General features: G+C 65.2%; 18 protein-coding genes. 9 read left to right on the forward strand and 9 right to left on the reverse strand.

From position 1 onward, the window contains the following. Window positions 1-189 precede the first annotated feature (189 nt). Window positions 190-498, reverse strand: coding sequence for a GIY-YIG nuclease family protein (locus ABGN05_RS15890; protein WP_367955008.1), 309 nt, complete (start codon window positions 496-498; stop codon window positions 190-192). 304 nt (window positions 499-802) lie between these two features. Between ABGN05_RS15890 and ABGN05_RS15895 the strand changes: the two genes are divergently transcribed. Further along, on the forward strand, window positions 803-2851 hold the full coding sequence (locus tag ABGN05_RS15895) for an ASKHA domain-containing protein (protein ID WP_367955147.1): 2049 nt from the start codon (window positions 803-805) through the stop codon (window positions 2849-2851). 86 nt (window positions 2852-2937) lie between these two features. Further along, window positions 2938-3915, forward strand: coding sequence for an alpha/beta hydrolase (locus ABGN05_RS15900; RefSeq protein WP_367955009.1), 978 nt, complete (start codon window positions 2938-2940; stop codon window positions 3913-3915). A 15-nt stretch (window positions 3916-3930) separates the two neighbouring features. Here the strand turns inward: ABGN05_RS15900 and ABGN05_RS15905 are convergent, their stop codons facing one another. After that, window positions 3931-4830: a LysR substrate-binding domain-containing protein gene (locus tag ABGN05_RS15905; protein ID WP_367955010.1), complete on the reverse strand. Its 900-nt coding sequence runs from the start codon at window positions 4828-4830 to the stop codon at window positions 3931-3933. 121 nt (window positions 4831-4951) lie between these two features. On the opposite strand from ABGN05_RS15905, the gene ABGN05_RS15910 reads away from it, so the two are divergent. From ABGN05_RS15910 to ABGN05_RS15925, 4 genes are all read left to right on the forward strand, one after another. After that, complete coding sequence (locus tag ABGN05_RS15910) at window positions 4952-5107, forward strand: hypothetical protein (protein ID WP_367955011.1); 156 nt, start codon at window positions 4952-4954, stop codon at window positions 5105-5107. 84 nt (window positions 5108-5191) lie between these two features. After that, the gene (locus ABGN05_RS15915) at window positions 5192-5371 is read left to right on the forward strand and encodes a hypothetical protein (RefSeq protein WP_367955012.1); all 180 of its coding nucleotides are present in this window, start codon (window positions 5192-5194) and stop codon (window positions 5369-5371) included. Between the two features lie 303 nt (window positions 5372-5674). Continuing rightward, window positions 5675-5812 (forward strand): hypothetical protein, encoded by a 138-nt coding sequence (locus ABGN05_RS15920; protein ID WP_367955013.1) that lies wholly within the window; start codon window positions 5675-5677, stop codon window positions 5810-5812. Between the two features lie 284 nt (window positions 5813-6096). Beyond that, window positions 6097-7035, forward strand: a complete 939-nt coding sequence (locus ABGN05_RS15925) for a GlxA family transcriptional regulator (protein WP_373695945.1) — start codon at window positions 6097-6099, stop codon at window positions 7033-7035. 55 nt (window positions 7036-7090) lie between these two features. Here the strand turns inward: ABGN05_RS15925 and ABGN05_RS15930 are convergent, their stop codons facing one another. Continuing rightward, on the reverse strand, window positions 7091-7981 hold the full coding sequence (locus ABGN05_RS15930; RefSeq protein WP_367955015.1) for a DUF1194 domain-containing protein: 891 nt from the start codon (window positions 7979-7981) through the stop codon (window positions 7091-7093). Between the two features lie 398 nt (window positions 7982-8379). On the opposite strand from ABGN05_RS15930, the gene ABGN05_RS15935 reads away from it, so the two are divergent. Next, window positions 8380-9003, forward strand: coding sequence for a LysE family translocator (locus ABGN05_RS15935; RefSeq protein ID WP_367955016.1), 624 nt, complete (start codon window positions 8380-8382; stop codon window positions 9001-9003). Window positions 9004-9012: 9 nt separating this feature from the next. Here ABGN05_RS15935 and ABGN05_RS15940 read toward each other — a convergent pair whose 3' ends face one another. After that, entirely contained in the window at window positions 9013-11574 is a 2562-nt protein-coding gene (locus tag ABGN05_RS15940; protein WP_367955017.1) for a GcvT family protein, read from the reverse strand. Between the two features lie 241 nt (window positions 11575-11815). On the opposite strand from ABGN05_RS15940, the gene ABGN05_RS15945 reads away from it, so the two are divergent. Then, window positions 11816-12979, forward strand: coding sequence for a GNAT family N-acetyltransferase (locus tag ABGN05_RS15945; RefSeq protein ID WP_367955018.1), 1164 nt, complete (start codon window positions 11816-11818; stop codon window positions 12977-12979). Window positions 12980-12999: 20 nt separating this feature from the next. Beyond that, entirely contained in the window at window positions 13000-13899 is a 900-nt protein-coding gene (locus tag ABGN05_RS15950) for a PIG-L family deacetylase (RefSeq protein WP_367955019.1), read from the forward strand. Window positions 13900-13970: 71 nt separating this feature from the next. Here ABGN05_RS15950 and ABGN05_RS15955 read toward each other — a convergent pair whose 3' ends face one another. From ABGN05_RS15955 to ABGN05_RS15975, 5 genes are read right to left on the reverse strand one after another with little or no spacing between them, the layout of a single operon-like run. After that, complete coding sequence (locus ABGN05_RS15955; protein ID WP_367955020.1) at window positions 13971-14741, reverse strand: FkbM family methyltransferase; 771 nt, start codon at window positions 14739-14741, stop codon at window positions 13971-13973. After that, a complete protein-coding gene (locus tag ABGN05_RS15960; RefSeq protein ID WP_367955021.1) occupies window positions 14738-15934 on the reverse strand; it encodes a hypothetical protein in 1197 nt (398 codons plus the stop codon). The genes ABGN05_RS15955 and ABGN05_RS15960 overlap by 4 nt, the downstream gene beginning before the upstream one ends. A gap of 28 nt (window positions 15935-15962) precedes the next feature. Continuing rightward, window positions 15963-17435, reverse strand: a complete 1473-nt coding sequence (locus ABGN05_RS15965) for an aspartate aminotransferase family protein (protein WP_367955022.1) — start codon at window positions 17433-17435, stop codon at window positions 15963-15965. A 14-nt stretch (window positions 17436-17449) separates the two neighbouring features. Then, window positions 17450-18460 (reverse strand): NAD-dependent epimerase/dehydratase family protein, encoded by a 1011-nt coding sequence (locus ABGN05_RS15970; RefSeq protein WP_367955023.1) that lies wholly within the window; start codon window positions 18458-18460, stop codon window positions 17450-17452. Further along, on the reverse strand, window positions 18457-18891 hold the full coding sequence (locus tag ABGN05_RS15975) for a DMT family transporter (protein ID WP_367955024.1): 435 nt from the start codon (window positions 18889-18891) through the stop codon (window positions 18457-18459). The genes ABGN05_RS15970 and ABGN05_RS15975 overlap by 4 nt, the downstream gene beginning before the upstream one ends. Window positions 18892-18915 lie beyond the last annotated feature (24 nt).

Raw genomic sequence — 18915 nt, forward strand, 5'->3', positions numbered from 1 at the left:
CGTGATCTCGAGGCGCCACCAAACTCCCTCATCCTGAGGTGCGAGCCCGCACGCGGTTGCACGGCTATCCAACGTCCTGCGAGGGCGAGCCTCGAAGGACGCACTGAAACAGCCACCGCTGCCGCCCCCACGGAACGCCCTCATCCTGAGGCGCGAGCAAAGCGAGCCTCGAAGGACGCACGAACCCGGCTAAGTGCGCGGAGGAACCAGATGGCCTCGCCTCGACAGCGCGGGCAGGGATTCGTAGGAAAGAGCGATCAGCGCTTCCTTCTTGCGTCTGGACCAGCCCTTGATCTGCCGCTCGCGCGCGATGGCATCGGTGATCCGGTCGTAGGTCTCGGTAAACACGAGCACGACGGGCCGGCGGCGCGCGGTGTATCCGTCCACCGGGAGATTGTTGTGTTCCCAGACCCGCGCCTCGACCTCCTGCTTCGTCGAACCGACGTAGTAGGACCCGTCCGCGCAGCGCAGCATGTAGACCGTCATCTCGAAAGTCATCGGATGACAAAAACTCCGATCGCGCCGCGGTGCAACGGGGTTGTGCGTCCTTCGAGGCTCGCCCGCGCGGATTTGTGCATTAATTTGGAAAGATCGTGCGGGCTCGCACCTCAGGATGAGGGAGTTCCGTTGTGCGGCCGTCGCAGGCTTGAGGATCCGGGTAACGGCGCGATCTACGCGATTGGCGTGCCAGCCACCGAACTCCCTCATCCTGAGGAGCGAGCCCGCACCCATATGCGCGGTTGTCCACCAGCCTTTGCGGGCGAGCCTCGAAGGACGCACTGAATTGAACCCACCGCCAAACATGACCGACCCCCTCGTCCTGTTCATGCCCTCCGGCAAGCGCGGGCGCTTTCCGGTCGGCACGCCCGTGCTCGATGCCGCCCGCTCGCTCGGCGTCTACGTGGAGAGCGTCTGCGGCGGCCGCGCGACCTGCGGGCGTTGCCAGATCGTGGTGCAGGAAGGCAGCTTCGCCAAGCACAAGATCGTCTCGTCCAACGATCACATCTCGGCCAAGGGTCCGAAGGAGGAACGCTACGAGAGGGTCCGCGGGCTGGCCGAAGGCCGCCGCCTCTCCTGCTCCGCCACGATCCAGGGCGACCTCGTCATCGACGTGCCCCAGGACACCGTCATCAACGCCCAGGTGGTGCGCAAGTCGGCGATCGACCGCATCATCGAGCGCAACCCTGCCGTACAGCTCTGCTATGTTGAGGTGGACGAGCCCGACATGCACAAGCCGCTCGGCGATCTCGACCGGTTGAAGGTGATGCTGGACAAGGACTGGGGCTGGGACAATCTGCTCGTCTCGCAGTATCTAATCCCGCAGGTCCAGGGAATCCTGCGCAAGGGCAACTGGGGCGTCACCGCCGCGATCCACCGCGACCTCGAGGCCTCGCGGCCCAACATCATCGCGCTCTGGCCCGGCCTGCACAACGAGGCCTACGGCATCGCCTGCGACATTGGCTCGACCACCATCGCCATGCACCTGGTCTCCCTGCTGTCGGGGCGCATCGTCGCGTCGTCCGGCATGCAGAACCCGCAGATCCGCTTCGGCGAGGATCTGATGAGCCGCGTCTCCTACGTGATGATGAATCCCGAGGGCCGCGAGCAGATGACCAGGGCGGTGCGGGACGCCGTCACTGAGCTCACGCGCAAGGTCTGCGCGGAGGGCGGCGTCGATCCCGGCAACGTGCTGGACGCAGTGATCGTCGGCAATCCGATCATGCACCACCTGTTCCTCGGCATCGACCCGACCGAACTCGGCCAGGCGCCCTTCGCGCTCGCCGTCTCCGGGTCGGTCCACACCTGGGCGAGCGATCTGGGCCTCGGCATCAACACCGGCGCGCGCATCTACATGCTGCCCTGCATCGCCGGCCATGTCGGGGCCGACGCGGCCGGCGCCACGCTTTCGGAGGGCCCGCACCGCCAAGACCGCATGATGCTGCTCGTCGACGTCGGCACCAATGCCGAGATCGTGCTGGGCAACCGCAACCGCATCGTGGCCGCCTCCTCGCCCACCGGGCCCGCTTTCGAGGGCGCCGAGATCTCGTCCGGCCAGCGCGCAGCACCCGGCGCCATCGAGCGCGTGCGCATCGATCCCGCCACGCTGGAGCCGCGCTTCAAGATCATCGGCTCCGACTTGTGGTCCGACGAGCCCGGTTTCGACGCCGATGCCGAGCGGCTTGGCATCACGGGCATCTGCGGCTCGGCCATCATAGAGGTCGTGGCCGAGATGTTCCTCGCGGGCATCATCTCCGAGGACGGCGTCGTGGACGGGAGCCTGGCGGCGCGGACCCACCGCATCCGCCAGACCGGCCGCACCTATTCCTATCTCCTGCATGCCGGCAAGCAGGAGATCTCCGTCACCCAGAACGACGTGCGCGCCATCCAGCTCGCCAAGTCGGCGCTCTATGCGGGAATCAAACTCCTGATGGAAAAGCTCGGCGTCGACCACGTCGACACGATCCGGCTCGCCGGCGCATTCGGATCCTTCATCGATCCGAAATACGCAATGGTTCTGGGGCTCATCCCCGACTGCGACCTGTCGGAGGTCAAGGCGGTGGGCAACGCCGCAGGCACGGGCGCCCTGATGGCTTTGCTCAACAGAGACTACCGCCGCGAGATCGAGGCGACGGTGCGCCGTATCGACAAGATCGAGACGGCGCTCGAGCCGCGCTTCCAGCAGCATTTCGTCAACGCCATGGCGCTGCCCAACAAGGTGGATTCGTTCCCGCACCTGGCGGCGGCGGTCGCGCTGCCCGAGCATTCGCCGCGCGGCGATGACGCCGGAGACGAGGCGACGCCGCGGCGCAGGTCGCGCGAGGAACGGGCGGCGCGCCGGAACCGAAGCTGACCGTCGTCGTTTGACGGAAGCCTTTCGTCGGAAGCCGGCTGCCGTCCAGGATATTGATCGGGCTTGACGATTTCCGCGGAGGGGTCTTGATTGATCCCGTAGCGATCGGAATGTCGATGCCGAGCCTGAAGAGCCGTCTGGTTGGTCATTATCTGAAGCTCACCCGCAAGAAGGGGTTCGCGAGCGCCCAGGGGCTGCACGACTGGATTGCCCGGTCGAGGCAGCGGCAGATCCATCTGCCGCCGGCTTCGGTGGCGCGCCGCGTGGCGATCACACGGCGTGAGATCGACGGCCATCCGGTCTACGACGTCGTCCCCGGGCAGCGCTCGGCGAGCCACATCGTGTATTTCCACGGCGGGGCCTACTGCTTCGAGATCACAAGCTATCACTGGAAGCTGATCGCCGATGTCGCGGAGCGCACCGGCGCGCGCGTCACCGTGCCGATCTATCCCCTCGCCCCGGAGCATGACTTCCACGACATGTTCCGCATGGCCATGGCGACCTACCGCTCCGTGCTCGGCCAGACCAGGGCGAGCGACGTCGTGTTCATGGGCGATTCCGCCGGCGGCAACATGGCGGTCGTACTGACGATGATGGCGGCGGAAAAGCGCCTGCCGCTGCCCGGCTGCCACGTCCTCATTTCGCCGGGCCTCGACATGGCGGCGACCGAGGCCATGACCGAGGCGGCCTGCCGGGATCCCTGGCTCGATGTGCCGGGCGGCGAGGAGGCGATCAGGATCTACTGCGCCGGCATCGACGTGAAGGACTGGCGCATCAGCCCGCGCTACGGCGACCTGTCGGTGCTGCCGAAGACCCTGATCTTCACCAGCACGCGCGACCTGCTCTGCTCGGGCACGATGGGTTTCGCCGAGGCGGCGCTGGAGGCCGGTGTCGACGTGGAACTCGTCGTCGAAGAGGGCATGTACCACGTCTGGCCGCTGATCGAGACCATCGAGGCGCGCCGCGCGAAGGACCGCATCGTCGAATTCCTGCGCAAGCACGAGTTGCCGAAACCCGCCCGCGCTCCCGCCGCGGCAACCGTCGCGGTCCTGCCCGCCGAATAGGCGGACCGCGCCTTATCAGAACCGCCCGGTCTCCCTGAACGCCTCGAAGGTCGCCCTGATGTGGTCCGCCGCTGCAAGCACCGGCGCCGAGGCATCGGGCGCTACGACCATGACTAGGTTGTAGGAGCCGATGTCGGGCAGCCCGTCTTCTTCCCCCAGAACCACAAGATCGCCCGCGACGAAGGACTTCGGCAGCGGCGCCACGGCGAGGTCGGCCAGGATGGCCGAGCGCTGCCCGGCCGTGTGGGCGCTCATGTAGGCGACCCGGTACTCCCTGCCCCCCCGTCCGAGCGCCTCGAGCGCACCGGCGCGCCAGGCGCAGCCTTCTTCCCAGAGCGACACCGGCAGCGGCTCGCGCATGTGCGCGCATCCCCCCTTGGCGCCCGCCCATACGATCGGCTCCGTCAGCAGCACCTCGGCATCGGGCGCGAGCGTCTTGAAAGAGTTGGTCATCAGCGTAATGTCGAGCCGCCTGTCCTCGAGGCGCCGCCGCAGGCTGGCGCTCTGGTCGATGACGACGTCGACCGCGATCGAGGGGTGCGACTGCGCGAAGCGCTTGAGCACGGTCGGCAGCACCCGCTCGCCGTAATCGTCCGGCGAACCCAGCCGCACCACGCCGCTGATGTCCGGCACGATGAATTTCGCCACCGCCTCGCGATTGATCGCCAGCATGCGCCGCGCATAGCCAAGCAGCATCTCGCCGTCGATGGTCAGCGACACCGCGCGCGCGTCGCGCCGGAAGACGGAGCGCCCGAGCTGTTCCTCCAGCTTCTTGATCTGCATGGACACCGCCGACGGCGTGCGGAACACGGCCGAGGCCGCGACCGTGAACGAGCCCGTATCGGCGATCGCGACGAAGGTCCGCAGCACGTCGAGTTCGAGCAGCGGCATGGGATGATTGAGCGGTGCGTTCATGGTAGGTTCCGTTCAGATTGATTGATCCATGAGATCATTACATTTCGATTGATTGAACTATGAGACTGGCGCAAAGTCAAGCTGTCGCAAGGGAAAACACAGACGAGAAGGAGCCCCGCTCATGCTACCCGTCACAGCTTATAGCCTGTTCGTGGAGGGCCTCACCCGCTTCCACGATCCCTCGTCCCGCACCGGGAACCGCGTTCCGGAGCAGCACCTCGAACGGCGCACCGCGTTTCAGCGCGACCGCCCGTTCCGAAACCATCCACGCTTCTGACGCAGTCGAACCGAAACACGAAAGACTTAGCTGAAGCATCGAAAAGGCAGGATCGTCGGTCCCGCCGAAATCAAGGAGAAGACAATGTCCATCATCGGAACCATAGGCCACCTGGCCCGCGAATACAGGCAGCGTCGCGAAATCGCACGCACCGAAAGAATGATCGGCGCCATGCCCGCCGAACTGCGCAAGGATATCGGCTGGCCCGATAGCTTCACGGCGCAGATCGGCCGCCCCGTCAGCCATGACTGGTCCAGGCACTGACATGATCCGACCGAAACGATGCTGCCGACGCGGATGACGCCGCGCCGGCGGCATGTCCGGCCAGCAGACCCGCAAGATGGCGCAATTGCGCCAGCGCCGGCCGGCATGCAACTCTTCAATCGACTGTAATTAATAGGCTTTTCGGCCGGAAGGACCCGATTTGAGCGATGTCGCATTTCATGCGTTCCGCTTCGCATTTCCGGGTGCCGAACCCCACCGCGAAGCCTATATGAGCCTCACACGAGCCGCCCGCTCCATTGCGCGAAGGACGACCCGCGAAACCCCGTTTGCATGGAGATCATCATGAAGTTTCTTGCCCGCATGTTCACCCGCCGTCCGTCCACCATCGGGACGGAACTCGAGCGCCAGCGCCTCGGCCGCACCATGCCCGGCCAGACCGGTGCGGTGGCTGCCGCCCGCCTCGGCTACACGCTCGGCTGATAGAACGATACATCGGAACTGGTGGAATGAAGCGCCCGCGGACCGGACCGGTCCCGCGGGTGCCTTGCTATTGAGGCTGCGCACGCACCCGCGTTCGAAACGAAGGTTTATTTGTTCCCGCCGCGCTTGCGAACCGTTGACAGTGCCGGCCATTCCGGATGACAATTTTTCCTGAAAGCGACATCTGATCGCCGGCCAATCACTCGGTTCTCGCGGGGCAGAAAGTGAACGCCAAAGCGTCGGTCAAGAGATCCCTGGTCTTCTTTCTGATTCCCGAATTCACCATGGTCGCATTCGCCACGGCCCTCGAACCGTTGCGGATCGCCAACCGCATGCTCGGCCACGATGCCTATCGCTGGCGGCTGGCGAGTTCGGATGGAAGGCCGGTCCGCGCCTCGAACGGCGTCGAATGCGCCGTCGATACCTCGCTCGAGGAGGAACGCCGCAAGATGGGCGGTCCGGACCGCCCTTCAATGGTGGTGGTCTGCAGCGGCATCGATGTCGAGAAATACTCCAACCGCACGGCGTTCGCCTGGCTGCGCGAAGAGTACAATCGCGGCGTTGCCGTCGGCGGGTTGTGCACCGGCGCCCACGTGCTGGCGTCGGCCGGGCTGCTCTCCAACAAGCGCTGCGCCATCCACTGGGAAAACCTCCCGGGCTTCTCGGAGAAATTTCCCAAGGCAAACGTGTTCGCCGATCTCTTCGAGGTCGACCAGAACATCTACACCTGCGCCGGCGGCACGGCCTCGCTCGACATGATGCTGAAGCTGATCGGCGAGGATTTCGACGAACTCCTGGTCAACCGAGTCTGCGAGCAGATGCTGACCGACCGCGTGCGCAGCCCCACCGACCGCCAGCGCCTGCCGCTGCGCGCCCGCCTCGGCGTGCAGAACTCGAAAGTGCTCGGCATCATCGAACTGATGGAGGCGAACCTCTCGGAACCCCTGTCGCTGATCGAGATCGCCGATGGCGTCGGCCTCTCGCGCCGCCAGATCGAGCGCCTGTTCCGCCAGGAGATGGGCCGCTCCCCGGCGCGCTATTATCTGGAGGTCCGCCTCGACCGGGCGCGCCACCTCCTGATCCAGTCCTCGCTGCCGGTGGTCGAGGTCGCCGTTGCATGCGGCTTCGTCTCCGCCTCGCACTTCTCCAAATGCTACCGCGAACTCTACGCCCGCTCCCCCCAACAGGAACGCAACGACCGCAAGCAGATGCTGGCGGCTTGAACCTGCAATACGCGGCGTTCCGGCCAGAACACCTGCGCCAGGGCGCAGCTTCCCCTCAATTCTCCCATATGCGCGAGCGGTTCTGCCAGATCTTCTCGCCGATCAGGCAGTCGTAGTCCGCCGTGGCGGCGACCAGCTGCACCGGCAGCCCGGTCCTTTCGCGTGGCGCGGGAACGAGGCCGGCGAGTTCCAGCACCAGCTTGCGCCGGATCGCCTCGGGAAACTGCGACCAGTCGTTGACCGGAATGACGAAGGCTCCCGGCCCGCCGATCACGCAGTTCTCGTAATAGACGTCGAGGTCCTTCACGTCGTAGACGGTCGAGAAGCCGCTGCGCGTCATCAGCGGCAGGCCGTTGATGGTGATGCCCTTTTCCACGATCCCGTCGCGCGTCACGTCGACCTGTGCGCCCTGGTTGTTCGGTCCGTCGCCGGAGATGTCGATCACCCGCTTCATGCCGCGAAATCCGTTGTCCTCGAACAGGCCCTCGGCGAAGGTCAGCCCGCCGGAGATCGACGTCCGACGAGCGCTGCGCGGCGGCGTGGCCGTCATCTGCTCGACGAAGGCCTCGGCCTCGCCCAGCGACCCGATGCGGGTCCAAGGAACCACGATGCGCTGCGTGAAGTCGCCTGCCCATTCGAAATAGGTCACCGCGATCTTGCCGTGTACGCCGTCGCGGATCGCCTGGACGACGTTCTCGTGCACGAGTGCGGCGGCATATCCGTCGCGCTGGATCTCCAGTTCCATCGGCGACATGGAAAGCGACACGTCGACCGCGAGCACGAGTTCGACGTCGACGACCTCGTCGTCCTCGGGATGCGTCGCGGTCTGCGCGGACGCGGCGGCGGATCCGAGCGGAAGGAAGAGGAGGCCGGTCGCGGCAGCCCGCAACGCGCGCCCGATGGGGCGGCGTTCATCCGGCGAAGAGACGTTCGGATCGTGGTCCATCAGCCTTGCTCCATCCAGCAGGCCTTCGGCACTGGCGGCGTTGTTCCGCAAGGCGCGGAGCGATCAAGGCCCTGCGCCGGAAGACCCTCGCCGACGATGATAGGTAAAAAGCCGCCGTTGGAAAGCGACGCCCCGCCGGCGCGGGACGATGCGCGTTCACATTCGCGCGAACTGATGTTTCGCCAGAACGGCAACTCGGCGCCGCTGCCGCCTTTTCTGGCAACGGATTAAGGACGCGGCGCATCGCTTTGTCCGGCACGCGCGGTCTGCTGACACGATGCTGTCAGCAGGTCTTGGGACAGTGACAAGTTTCGCATGTCCGGCGCGACCGGAGCGGGATAATCACCTCCTGCCGGACGATTTCACCGGCGTTCTCTCCCTTCCGGTCGGTGCCCGCCATGAACGAATTTCTTCCCCAGCTTCTTCTCGCCTGGTCGATCCAGGCCATGGGCATCCTCGCGCCGGGTCCGAGCGTGATGCTGATCCTCGGCGTCGCCACCGGCCGGGGCCGGTTGCCGGCGGTGGTGACGGCCTTCGGCGTTGCCTGCGGCTCGATCGTCCTCGCCACTGCGACGGTCCTCGGCATCACGGCGATCTTCGCCGAAGTCGCGGCCTTCATGACGGCGATCCGCTTCATCGGCGCCGCCTATCTGCTGTGGCTGGCCTGGAAGGCCTTCCGCAACGCCATCAACGCGCCCGAACTTCACATGAGAGAGGTGCCGTCGGTGAGCGCGTGGCGGGCCGGCCTCACCGGCTTCACGCTCCAGATCACCAATCCGAAGGCGATCCTCTTCTGGCTGGCGATTGCCAGCGTCGGCGGGGTCGGAAACGCGCCGGCCTACGTGATCGCGATCTTCATCGCAGGCGCCTTCGTCAATTCCTTCATCGGCCACGGAGGCTACGCGCTGCTCCTGTCGTCCGGACCGGTGCGTCGCGTCTATTTCCGCTTCCGCCGATGGGTGGAGGCCGCGCTCGGCGGCTTCTTCGCCGTCGCCAGCTACACGCTCGCGACGTCGCGATAGGAGCCTCGATCAGCTGCGCGGCTTGAGGTTCTCCGGATCGTAGAGCGGCCTGTAGCCCACGGCCGCCACTTCCACCGGATAGGTCTCGCCGAAATACTCGACCTCCAATTTCCGGCCTTCCTGGCAAAAGGCCCAGGGCAGGTAGGCGAGCGCGATGTTCTTGCCCAGCGTCGGCCCGTAGGCGACGGACGTGGTGAAGGAGCGGCGGCCGAGTTCGTCGACCAGCGTCTCGCCCGTCTCCGGGTCGAGTACCGGCATGATGCCGACCGGATAGCGCGCCACGCCATTGGAATCGACGTTGTCGGTCATCACCAGCGTGCACAGCATCGCTGGCTGGTGGTCGCGGGCGCGGTATTCGAGGTGCTTCGCCTTGCCGCGGAAATCCGCCTCCTTGACCTTCGGCCGCGCCAGGTCGGCTTCCAGAAGGTTGTACTCGGTCAGAAGGTCTGCGTTCTGCAGGCGCAGGCTCTTTTCCATGCGGCGCGAGTTGGCGTAGGTCTCCACGCCGAACGCCATGACGCCGGTGGAGCGCAGCACGTCCCACACCGCGACCCCGTCCTCGTAGGCCATGTGCAGTTCCCAGCCCTGCTCGCCCACATAGGAGATGCGGAAGGCGGTGACGTCCTTTCCGGCGATTCGGATCGGCTTGATCGCGGCGAAGGGAAAAATCTCCTGCGACAGTGCCTCGGGATCCTCCACCACCTTTTGCAGCGTGGCCCGCGCATTCGGCCCCCAGATGCCGATCGCGACGTATTTCTCCGTGACGTCGGTGACGGTGACGTCGAAGCCCTTGTCCTCGGCGACGCGGCGCATGTAGTGGAAGTCGCGCGGACCGGCGTCCGCCCCGTCGATCACGCGGCAGCGGTCGGCCATGCGGATCACCGTCAGATCGGCGCGCACCATGCCCTCGTCGTCGAGGAAGTGGGTGTAGATGCCCTTGCCGATGTTGGCGTCGCCGCCGATCCTCGCCGCGCACAGCCACTCCATCAGCGCGACATGGTCCGGTCCCTCCACGTCGTACATGGCGAAGTGCGACAGGTTCACGATGCCGGCGTTCTCTGTCATCTCCAGATGCTCGGCATTGGAGACGCGCCAGAAGTGGCGGTTGTCCCACTCATTTTCGCGCACCGGAACGCGGTTCCCGTATTTCTCGAGCAGATGCTCGTTTGCGGCATAGCCGTGTGCCCGCTCCCAGCCGCCGAGCTCCATGAAATGGCCGCCGAGCGCCTTCTCGCGCTCCCAGAAGGGCGAGCGCCGCACGTCGCGTCCCTTGGAGAAGGGCTCGCGCGGATGCACGGCCGGGTTGTAGACCTTCATCGCCGTCTCGGTGCAGCGATCCCAGATGAACTGCTCCTTCGTCTGGTGCGGATAGAAGCGCGCGTAGTCGATCTGGTGGTGGTCGATTTCGGTGCGCCCGTCGGTCATCCAGTCGGCAATCAGCTTGCCCATGGCCGGGCCGTCCTTGACCCACACGGCCACCGCGTACCAGAGCCCCCTCGCCTTCTGGCTTTCGCCGGCGGACGGTCCGCCGTCGGTCGTCACCTGCAGCAGCCCGTTGAAGGAATGGCTCTCGTTGTAGCCGAGTTCGCCAAGGATCGGGGTGAGCTCCATGGCCCGCTCCAGCGGCTCCATGATCTGCTCCATGTCGAGGTCCCGCTGCGAGGGCGACAGGCGCGACTCGTGCTTCTCCAGGATGTCGCGCGGGTGGCAGAGCCGCGGATTGGTCTCCTCGTAGTAGCCCCACTCGATCTGCCCGCCCTCGGCGGTCTTCGGGTCGCCGGTGTCGCGCATATAGGCGGAGTTGCCCTGGTCGCGCATGAGCGGCCAGCCGATCTCCTTGCCGGTGCCGGCGAACTCGGTGTAGGGGCCGAAGAAGGTCAGCGGATGGTCGATCGGCATCACAGGCAGGTCCTCGCCCGCCATTTCGGCGATCAGGCGTCCCCAGATGCCGGCGCAGACCACGACATGGTCGGCCTCGATCGTGCCACGGTCGGTGACGACGCCCTTGATGCGACCGTTCTCGATCACCAGCGACTTCGCGGGGGTATTGGCGAAAGCCCGGAGCTTTCCGCTGGCTTCCGCCTGGTCGACGAGCTTGCCCGCCACCGTCTGCGACCGCGGGATGACCAGCCCCGCATCGGGATCCCACATCCCGCCCTGCACCATACCCTCCTCGATCAGCGGGAATTTCTCCTTGATCTCGGCCGGTCCGATCAGCCGGGCGCGCGTGCCGAAGGCCTTGGCCGAGGCGACCTTGCGTTTGATCTCCTCCATGCGGGCATCGTCGCCGACGCGCGCCACCTCCAGCCCGCCGACGCGGGCGTAGTGGCCCATCTTCTCGTAGAAATCGATCGAGTAGAGCGTCGTCCAGCACGACAGGAAGTCGTGGCTGGTCGTGTAGCAGAAGTCCGACGCATGCGCGGTCGAGCCGATGTCGGTCGGGATCGAGGACTTGTCGATGCCCACGATGTCGTCCCAGCCGCGCCCTATCAGGTGGTGCGCCACCGAGGCGCCCACGATCCCGCCCAAGCCGATGATGACGACCTTCGCCCTTGCCGGAAACCCTGCCATTGTCCGCCACTCCCGATGTCTTCCGGGCGCGGACTATAAGGCGGCGCGGCGTCGGTGTTGCAGCCTGTTTGCGACATCGTCGACGAGCCGCGCGACCCCGACGCACATCGAGATGACGCATGTCTGTCAAGTCGAGCCGCAAGCCGACAGAGGCTCGGCCGCCATTAAGCTTAACGCGAAGTTAACGCCCCGCTTTAACACAAACCTCCATTGATCATGCTATAAGCAAACGATGAATTACATGGCCGCCGCCCAATCGAAAGCGCCCCGCCCGCACGATCGTCCCGGAAGCGACAGTCTAACGGCAGCACCTGCCCCGTCCGCGTGGCGCATTGACCTTCGCTCCGAGTATGATTTCCTCCAGTCGGAGTATGCCGACCTGTTCGCTACAGCGGATGCGACCGCGTTCCAGCATCCGGTCTGGCTCCATCACATCTATGCGCGGCTCGCGCCGGCGCGCCGCGCGCGTATGGCGGTGGTGACCATCCGGGATCCCGATGACCGGCTGGTCGGCGTCCTCCCTCTCATGCTGCGGACGAAGACCGGCGTGCGGCTGCTCGAGACCACCGATCTCGGCGTCTCCGACTATGCCTGCCCGGTGCTGCACCGGGATTTCGCGGCGCGGCTCCTCGCGACGCCCGGGCTTCGCGAACGGATTGCTTCCATTCTTCCGCCCCACGACGTGATGCGCATCCGTCCGATCCGCCGCGAACATGCCGATGCCTGGCAGGCGCTCCTGGGTGGCAAGCCGGAATTCCTCGGCTTTTCCGCGCACGCGACCGAACTCGGCGACGACCACGCGCGGTGGAAGGCGGAAAAGGCGGCAAAATCCCTGCGCGGACGCCTTTCGCGGGCGGAGAAGCAAATCGTCAAGCAGGGCGGCGCCACGCTGCACCGGCTGGAGTCCGAAATCGATATCCGCGTGGCCATGGCCGCGATCCAGTCGCTGCGGGCCGGGCGCTTCGAAGGCGATCCCATCCAGGAGGATCTGGTCCGCGACTTCTACGCCGACGCCGCGCTGGCCGGCACGGGCGAAGGCCTCGCCGGCGTCTACCGGCTCGACATCGGAGACGCGCCCGCCGGCTACGTCTTCGGCCTCTGCTGGCGCGGGACCTACCACTACCTTCTGATCGGCTGCGACTACCAGACGTACTCGCGCTGCTCGCCGGGGCTGGTGCTCTACGACCGCATCATCGCCGACTTCATCGATCGGGGCGGCCGCGTGTTCGACTTCACCATTGGCGACGAGCCCTTCAAGGCAGATTTCGGCACCGACGCCACGCCGATGTTCGGCCTCTTCGAAACACCGACATGGCTCGGACGCCTCGCCCGCACCGCCTTCGAGGCGAGGGAGCGGCGCAAGCGTGCTCGCGATGCCGAAGACGGAGCGGGCGGCGGAAAATAATGCAGCTGTCGGGGGGACACATGGCTGACGTTAGCAAGATGCCTTTTCTGGAGAACTCGATGATCGTGGCGGCGCATGCCGACGACGAGATCCTCTGGTTCAACTCGATCGCGGCCGACGTCGGCCAGGTGATCGTCGTCTATTGCGATTTCTGGGCGCATCCGGAACTCGGGTCCGCACGGATTGCGGCATTCGCTGAATATCCGCGGGAAAATGTCGTCTGCCTCAAGATCGACGAATCGGGGGCGGCCGGCTGCGCCAACTGGGCATCCCCGCAACTGACTGACTACGGGATGGCGCTCGGCGTCGAGGCCAACAGGCGCGCGCTCATGCGGCTGGCCAAGAAGTCGCTGTCGATGGTCGCCGCCTATGACCGCGACCGGATCGCGGGAGAGAGCGTGCTGTCGGCCTATCGCCGGAATTTCGATGCCATCTGCGACGCCTTGCGGCCGAAGCTACGACCGGAGATGAACGTCTTCACCCACAACCCCTGGGGCGAGTACGGCCACGAGGAACACATCCAGGTCTTCCGCGTGCTCGACAAGCTGCGCGGCGAGATCGGCTTCCGCCTCTGGATTTCCAACTACTGCACCGACCGCGCCATGCCGCTGGCGCAGCGCTATTTCCGCTCGGAGCCCGCCGAATACGTCCGCCTCCCCTGCAACAAGGCTTTCGCCGAACAGGTCGCCTCCGTCTACAAGAAGCACGGATGCTGGACCTGGGCGGACGACTGGGTGTGGTTCGACGACGAGTGCTTCATGGAAGCGCCGCGCGAACACTCCCGGGACGAGCCGCACCGGCATCTCTTCCCGCTGAACTTCTTCTCGATCGGCGATTTCGCTCAGCGCAAGGGCTGGCTCCCGTTTGCGGTCACCGCAACGGCCGCCTCGGTCGCGCTCGCGGCGACGATGGCGGACTGAGGATGCGGGACGACGAAAATGGCGCGGCCGGAAAGCCGACCGCGCCGCGTAAAAAGTTCGAAAGCCGGAGTTCAGGCGAAGGCCCAGACGTCCTCTGAATAGATGCCGATCCGGTATCCCGCCGTCGTCAGTTTCACGAGCACCCGGCCGACGTCCTCGGGCCTAAGCGATCCCAGTTCCACCTTGATCATGCCGGGGCGGTAGCGGTCGAGATCGAGCTGGTCGAACACGATCCAGTCCGCCCCCTCGCAATCGACGAGGAAGGCGTCGATGTAGTCGACTCCGTTGCGGTCGAGCACGTCCTGCAGCGTGTCGGACGCCACCTCGATGTCCTTCAGGTAGGGCGTATAGGCCTGGAAATGCGTATCGGTTTCGCCCCACGCGCCGACCCCCGACATCAGGTTCGTGTCCGTCGTGGTGGAACAGCCGATGAACTCCATCGGAAGCTTGCCCGATTCCAGCGCGGCCGCGTCGAAGGTCTTGACCGAGATGGTCCCCTTCTCCCGCGTGACCGCGACCGGTTCGATGACGAACCGCTCGGTATCCGGATAGTTCTTGCGCAGCCGCACCTGATTGTAGGGGATCGGCTCGACCAGCACGGCGCGCGAACCGGGAATGCGCTTCAGCCAGGGCGTCACGTCGTCGAAGAGCGCGCCGTCGCAGGCGCCGACGTTGACCATCCGGAACGGACGCCCCTGCCCGAACCTCGCCTTGAAGGCCGCATGCGCGAGGAACTTGGTGCCTTGCAGGGCCGGTCCCCGCTGAAGGATGGCCGACGGCAGGCCGAGAGAGACCGCCACGCGCGCGGCGTGCCGGAGAGAACTGCGAATGGCGTCGTTCATGCGGGGAGCCTTCCCGTTGAAGTGTCGAAACGCGGCTTCCATCGTGTCAGCACGATGAACAGCATTCCGGCGATGAATACGAAATAGAAGCGGTCGTCCGGCAGCGGGAAGCTGGCGAACTTGCCCAGCGTCCCGATGGCGAAGGCGAACATCAGCGCATTGGCGCGCCCATCGCCCATCTTGCCGGCACGTTGCAGCAGCGCCCAGGCCGCGATGAGCAGCACGTAGAGCCCCGGCCAGTCATTGTCGATGAACGACACCATCAGGCCGCGCACATAGCCGTGCGCCATGGCGAACAGCGAGAAGTCGGGCGAGAAGTTGATCATCGAATGCTGGATCTGGACGCAGGAGAAGTAGAAGTGCGGCCACCATCCCGGATGGCCGGAGAGCTTCTCGATCGCCACGCAGGAAATGAAGGACGCCGCGAACGCGACCGCGATCGGCAGCTTGCGCCACCCGTAGACGAGCGCCGTCAGTAGGAGTGCGAAGACGAAGATGATGTTGTCGGGCCGCACCAGCACGGAGGCGAACAGGAGCACGCACGCCGCGACATCCCGTCCCTTCATCAGCCAGTAGACCGCCGCCAGCGACAGCACCGCCATCAGGATGTCCGGCGTCACCGCCGTCGACATGTGGGTCAGATCGGCGATCATCAGTCCGGGAACCAGCAGGAACGAGGCCTGCAGGGCCTTTTCCTCGCGAAGCCAGTAGAACCCGAGCAAGCCGATGCCAAGCAGCGGCAGCACGTTCAGCAGGACCGACGCCCGCGTCAGCCCGAAGACCGGCTCCAGCAGGCGCAGGGCCTGTATGTAGGCGATCTTCACCCTGAACATCGAAAGCTGCGATTCGAAGTCGGCCGGGTTCTCCCACTGGTTCACGTTGTAGGGATTGCCGTACTGGAGATTGTAGAGCTGCCCCTCGCGGGCGCCCTTGCTGATCTCGGCCCAGGTCTCCCTGTGTAGGTCGACCGGATCCTCGTAGCGGTTTTCGAGCGCCGAGCCGATATAGGCCAGCATGTCCCAGTTGTAGTCGGGGCGCACCCAGGAGTAGATCGCGATCAGGACGACCGTCAGGATCAGGAAGGCCGCGCCCGCCCGCTCGATCAGTGTCCTGTTCGACACGGTGTCGACCACCTTGTCGGCCACCGGCGTGCTCAAGGCCCAGTCGATCGCCGTCCGTTCCGCTGCGCTCATAGACCTTCTCCCGTTTCCCGTTTCCCGCTTAGGAGACCTGGCTCTTCACGAAATCCTTCACGATCGCGACGATCCCGCGCGACAGCAGGCTGTCCAGCGCGTCGACGAAGGTGTCGACATGCTCGCGCCGGCAGATCAGAGGCGGCTCCAGCCGGATCACGTTTCGGTTGTATTCGGTGAAGGCCACCAGCACGTTGTAGTCGCGCAGGAGCAGCGCACCGATGAAGCCGGACAACGACCCCTTCAGCTTGTCGTCGAGCACGCTCACCACCGGGCGCAGCATCATCGGCAGGGTCTGAGAGAAGTCCTGGAATTCCAGGCCGATCATGAAGCCCTTGCCGCGGACCTCCTTGATGATCTTGGGGAATTTCTGGCGCAGCTTCTCCAGCCTCTCCAGCAGGTAGTCGCCGGTCTCCGCCGCGTTGTCGATCAGCCCCTCGTCATAGAGTACGTTGAGCGCCTCGATGGAGGTGATGCACGCCTCGCCGATGCCGCCGAAGGTTGCCGGCGCGTGGATCATCGCCGACTTCGGCGTGCCGTAGGCCTTCATGTAGACCTCGCGGCGCGCGATCATGGCGCCCATCGCGGTCTTGCCGCCGCCGAGCGACTTGGCGAGCGCGGTCACGTCGGGGATGACGCCGTAATGCTCGAAAGCATAGAAGCGCCCGGTACGACCGAGCCCGCACTGCACCTCGTCGGCGACCCACAGCACGCCGTACTGGTCGCAGAGCTTGCGCAGCTTCTGCCAGAACTCGGCCGGCGCCTGGATGATGCCGCCGCCGCCCTGCACGGTCTCCAACACGATGACGCCGATCTCCGGATCGGAGCGGAAGGCGCGTTCGATCGCCTCGATGTCGCCGAAGGGCACCCGCACCGTGTTGTCGACGAGCTTGAACTCGCCGCGATAGAGCTGCCCGTCGGTAATCGACAGCACGCCCTTGGTCTTCCCGTGGAAGGAATTCTCCGCGTAGACCACCTTGGGGCGCTTCGGCCCGGCGGCGCGCTCGGCCACCTTGATCGCCGCTTCCATGGCCTCGGAGCCCGAGGAGCCGAGGAACACCATGTCGAGATCGCCTGGCGAGCAGGCGGCGATGTTGTGCGCGAGTGCGGCCGCGTATTGCGACATGAAGGCGATGGCGATCTCGTGCCGCTTCTCCTCCTGGAATTTCCTGCGCGCCTCGAGGATGCGCGGATGGTTGTGGCCGAACGCCAGCGAACCGAAACCGCCGAAGAAGTCGAGGATCTTCCGGCCGTTCTGGTCGATGTAGTACATGCCCTCGGCGCGCTCGACCTTCACCTTGTGAAAGCCGAGCAGCTTCATGAAATGGAGCTGGCCGGGATTGAGATGCGCCTTGAAGAGGTCCGTCATCCGCGCCACGTCGAGCGCCTTGGCGTCCTCCACGCCCAGAAGCACCGGCTTCGGCGTCTTCGTTGGCGCGAGTTCCGGTGCGTCTATCACCGCGCGCGCATCCTTCGTCTCGGGTTTGGCCATCACGTTCATGTTTGCTTGTCCTCTCATTCCGCGGGCGCGTGGACGACCGGGCGCGCCAGCGGCTTGCCGATCTTGGCGCGGTATTCGTTGTAGGCGGCGATCAGCATGTCCTCGTCGCGGTACTGAGGTACCCAGCCGAGTTCGCGCTGCCCCTTCGAGACGTCGAGCAGGCAGTCCTCGTCGGCGATCAGGTACTGTTCCGGATCCATGATGGGCATGTTCATGAAGTCGAGCAGGTCCAGCGTGCGCTTCACCGCCCATCCCGGCGTCGGGATCAGGAGAGAGCGCGAGCCGGCGTGCCGGATCAGGTCGCCGAGCAGCTTCTTCACCGGCGGCGGGTTCAGCGAGCCAAGATTGTAGGCCTCGTTCGGCACGCCGGCCTTCCAGGCCAGCCGCGCGGCCTCGGCGCAGTCGAACACCGAGATGAACTGGTAGGGATTGCGGCCCGACCCGATCATCGGCACCGGCAGGTTGTGGTCGATCAGCTTGAACAGCTTCTCCAGGATGCCGAGCCGTCCCGGGCCGATGATGAGGCGCGGGCGGAACAGCGAGATGTTCATGCCGCGCATGCGCCATTCGGCCGCGAGTTCCTCGGTCTTCAGCTTCGAGAAGCCGTATTCTCCCAGCGGCGCGACCGGGTGATCCTCGGTCATCGGATAGTGGACCGTGTGGCCGTAGATCATGTCGGTGGTGAAATGCACCAGGTTCGGCGCGCCCGCGCGCTCCATTGCCTCGACGATGTTCTCGGTCCCGTGCACGTTGACGGGCCAGAAGAAATCATGGCGCTTGGCCCGCACCTGGATCGGCGAGAGCATCTTGGCCGACAGATTGTAGACCATGTCGTCGGACCGGATGCCGACCGCCTCGACGGACGACTTCTCGGTCACGTCGCACTGGACGAACCGCGCCCGGCCGTAGTGTGCCAGATCGCTCCGCGCGATGTCGGCGACGATGACCTCCTCGCCGTCGGCGAGCAGTTTGGGAGCAAGGTGGCGGCCGACGAATCCGTCGCCGCCGAAAATGATGTGTCTCATCGGGACATCCCGTTCATTGTCATGGAATTTGCTGCAAGCTCCGTGCCATCTGCATGGCCCTCGCGACCGCTCTGCGCGATCAGGATGGTACCGATGCAGATGAACCCGATGCCGGCGATCCGCCACGCATTCAGGTCCTCATGGAAGACGAAGTAGGCGAACACCGCGACCGCCACGTAGGCCAGGCTCAGGAAGGGATAGGCGAAGGAGAGATCGACCTTCGACAGGACGTAGAGATGCGAGGCCATCGAGATCACGAAGACGCTGAGGCCGAAGAATATCCACGGGCTGAAGACGATCTGCAGGATCTTCAAGACCGGGTTGACGCCGGCAAACGACAGCGGCCCCATGTTCATCATGCCGTATTTCAGCATGAGCTGCGCCGCCGCGTTGGTCATCACGGTGAAGAGTATGAAAACGATGTACTTCATCTTGTCCCCTGTCTCCCGCCTATT

Source organism: Aquibium pacificum (assembly GCF_040839445.1).
GTDB classification, from domain to species: domain Bacteria; phylum Pseudomonadota; class Alphaproteobacteria; order Rhizobiales; family Rhizobiaceae; genus Aquibium; species Aquibium pacificus.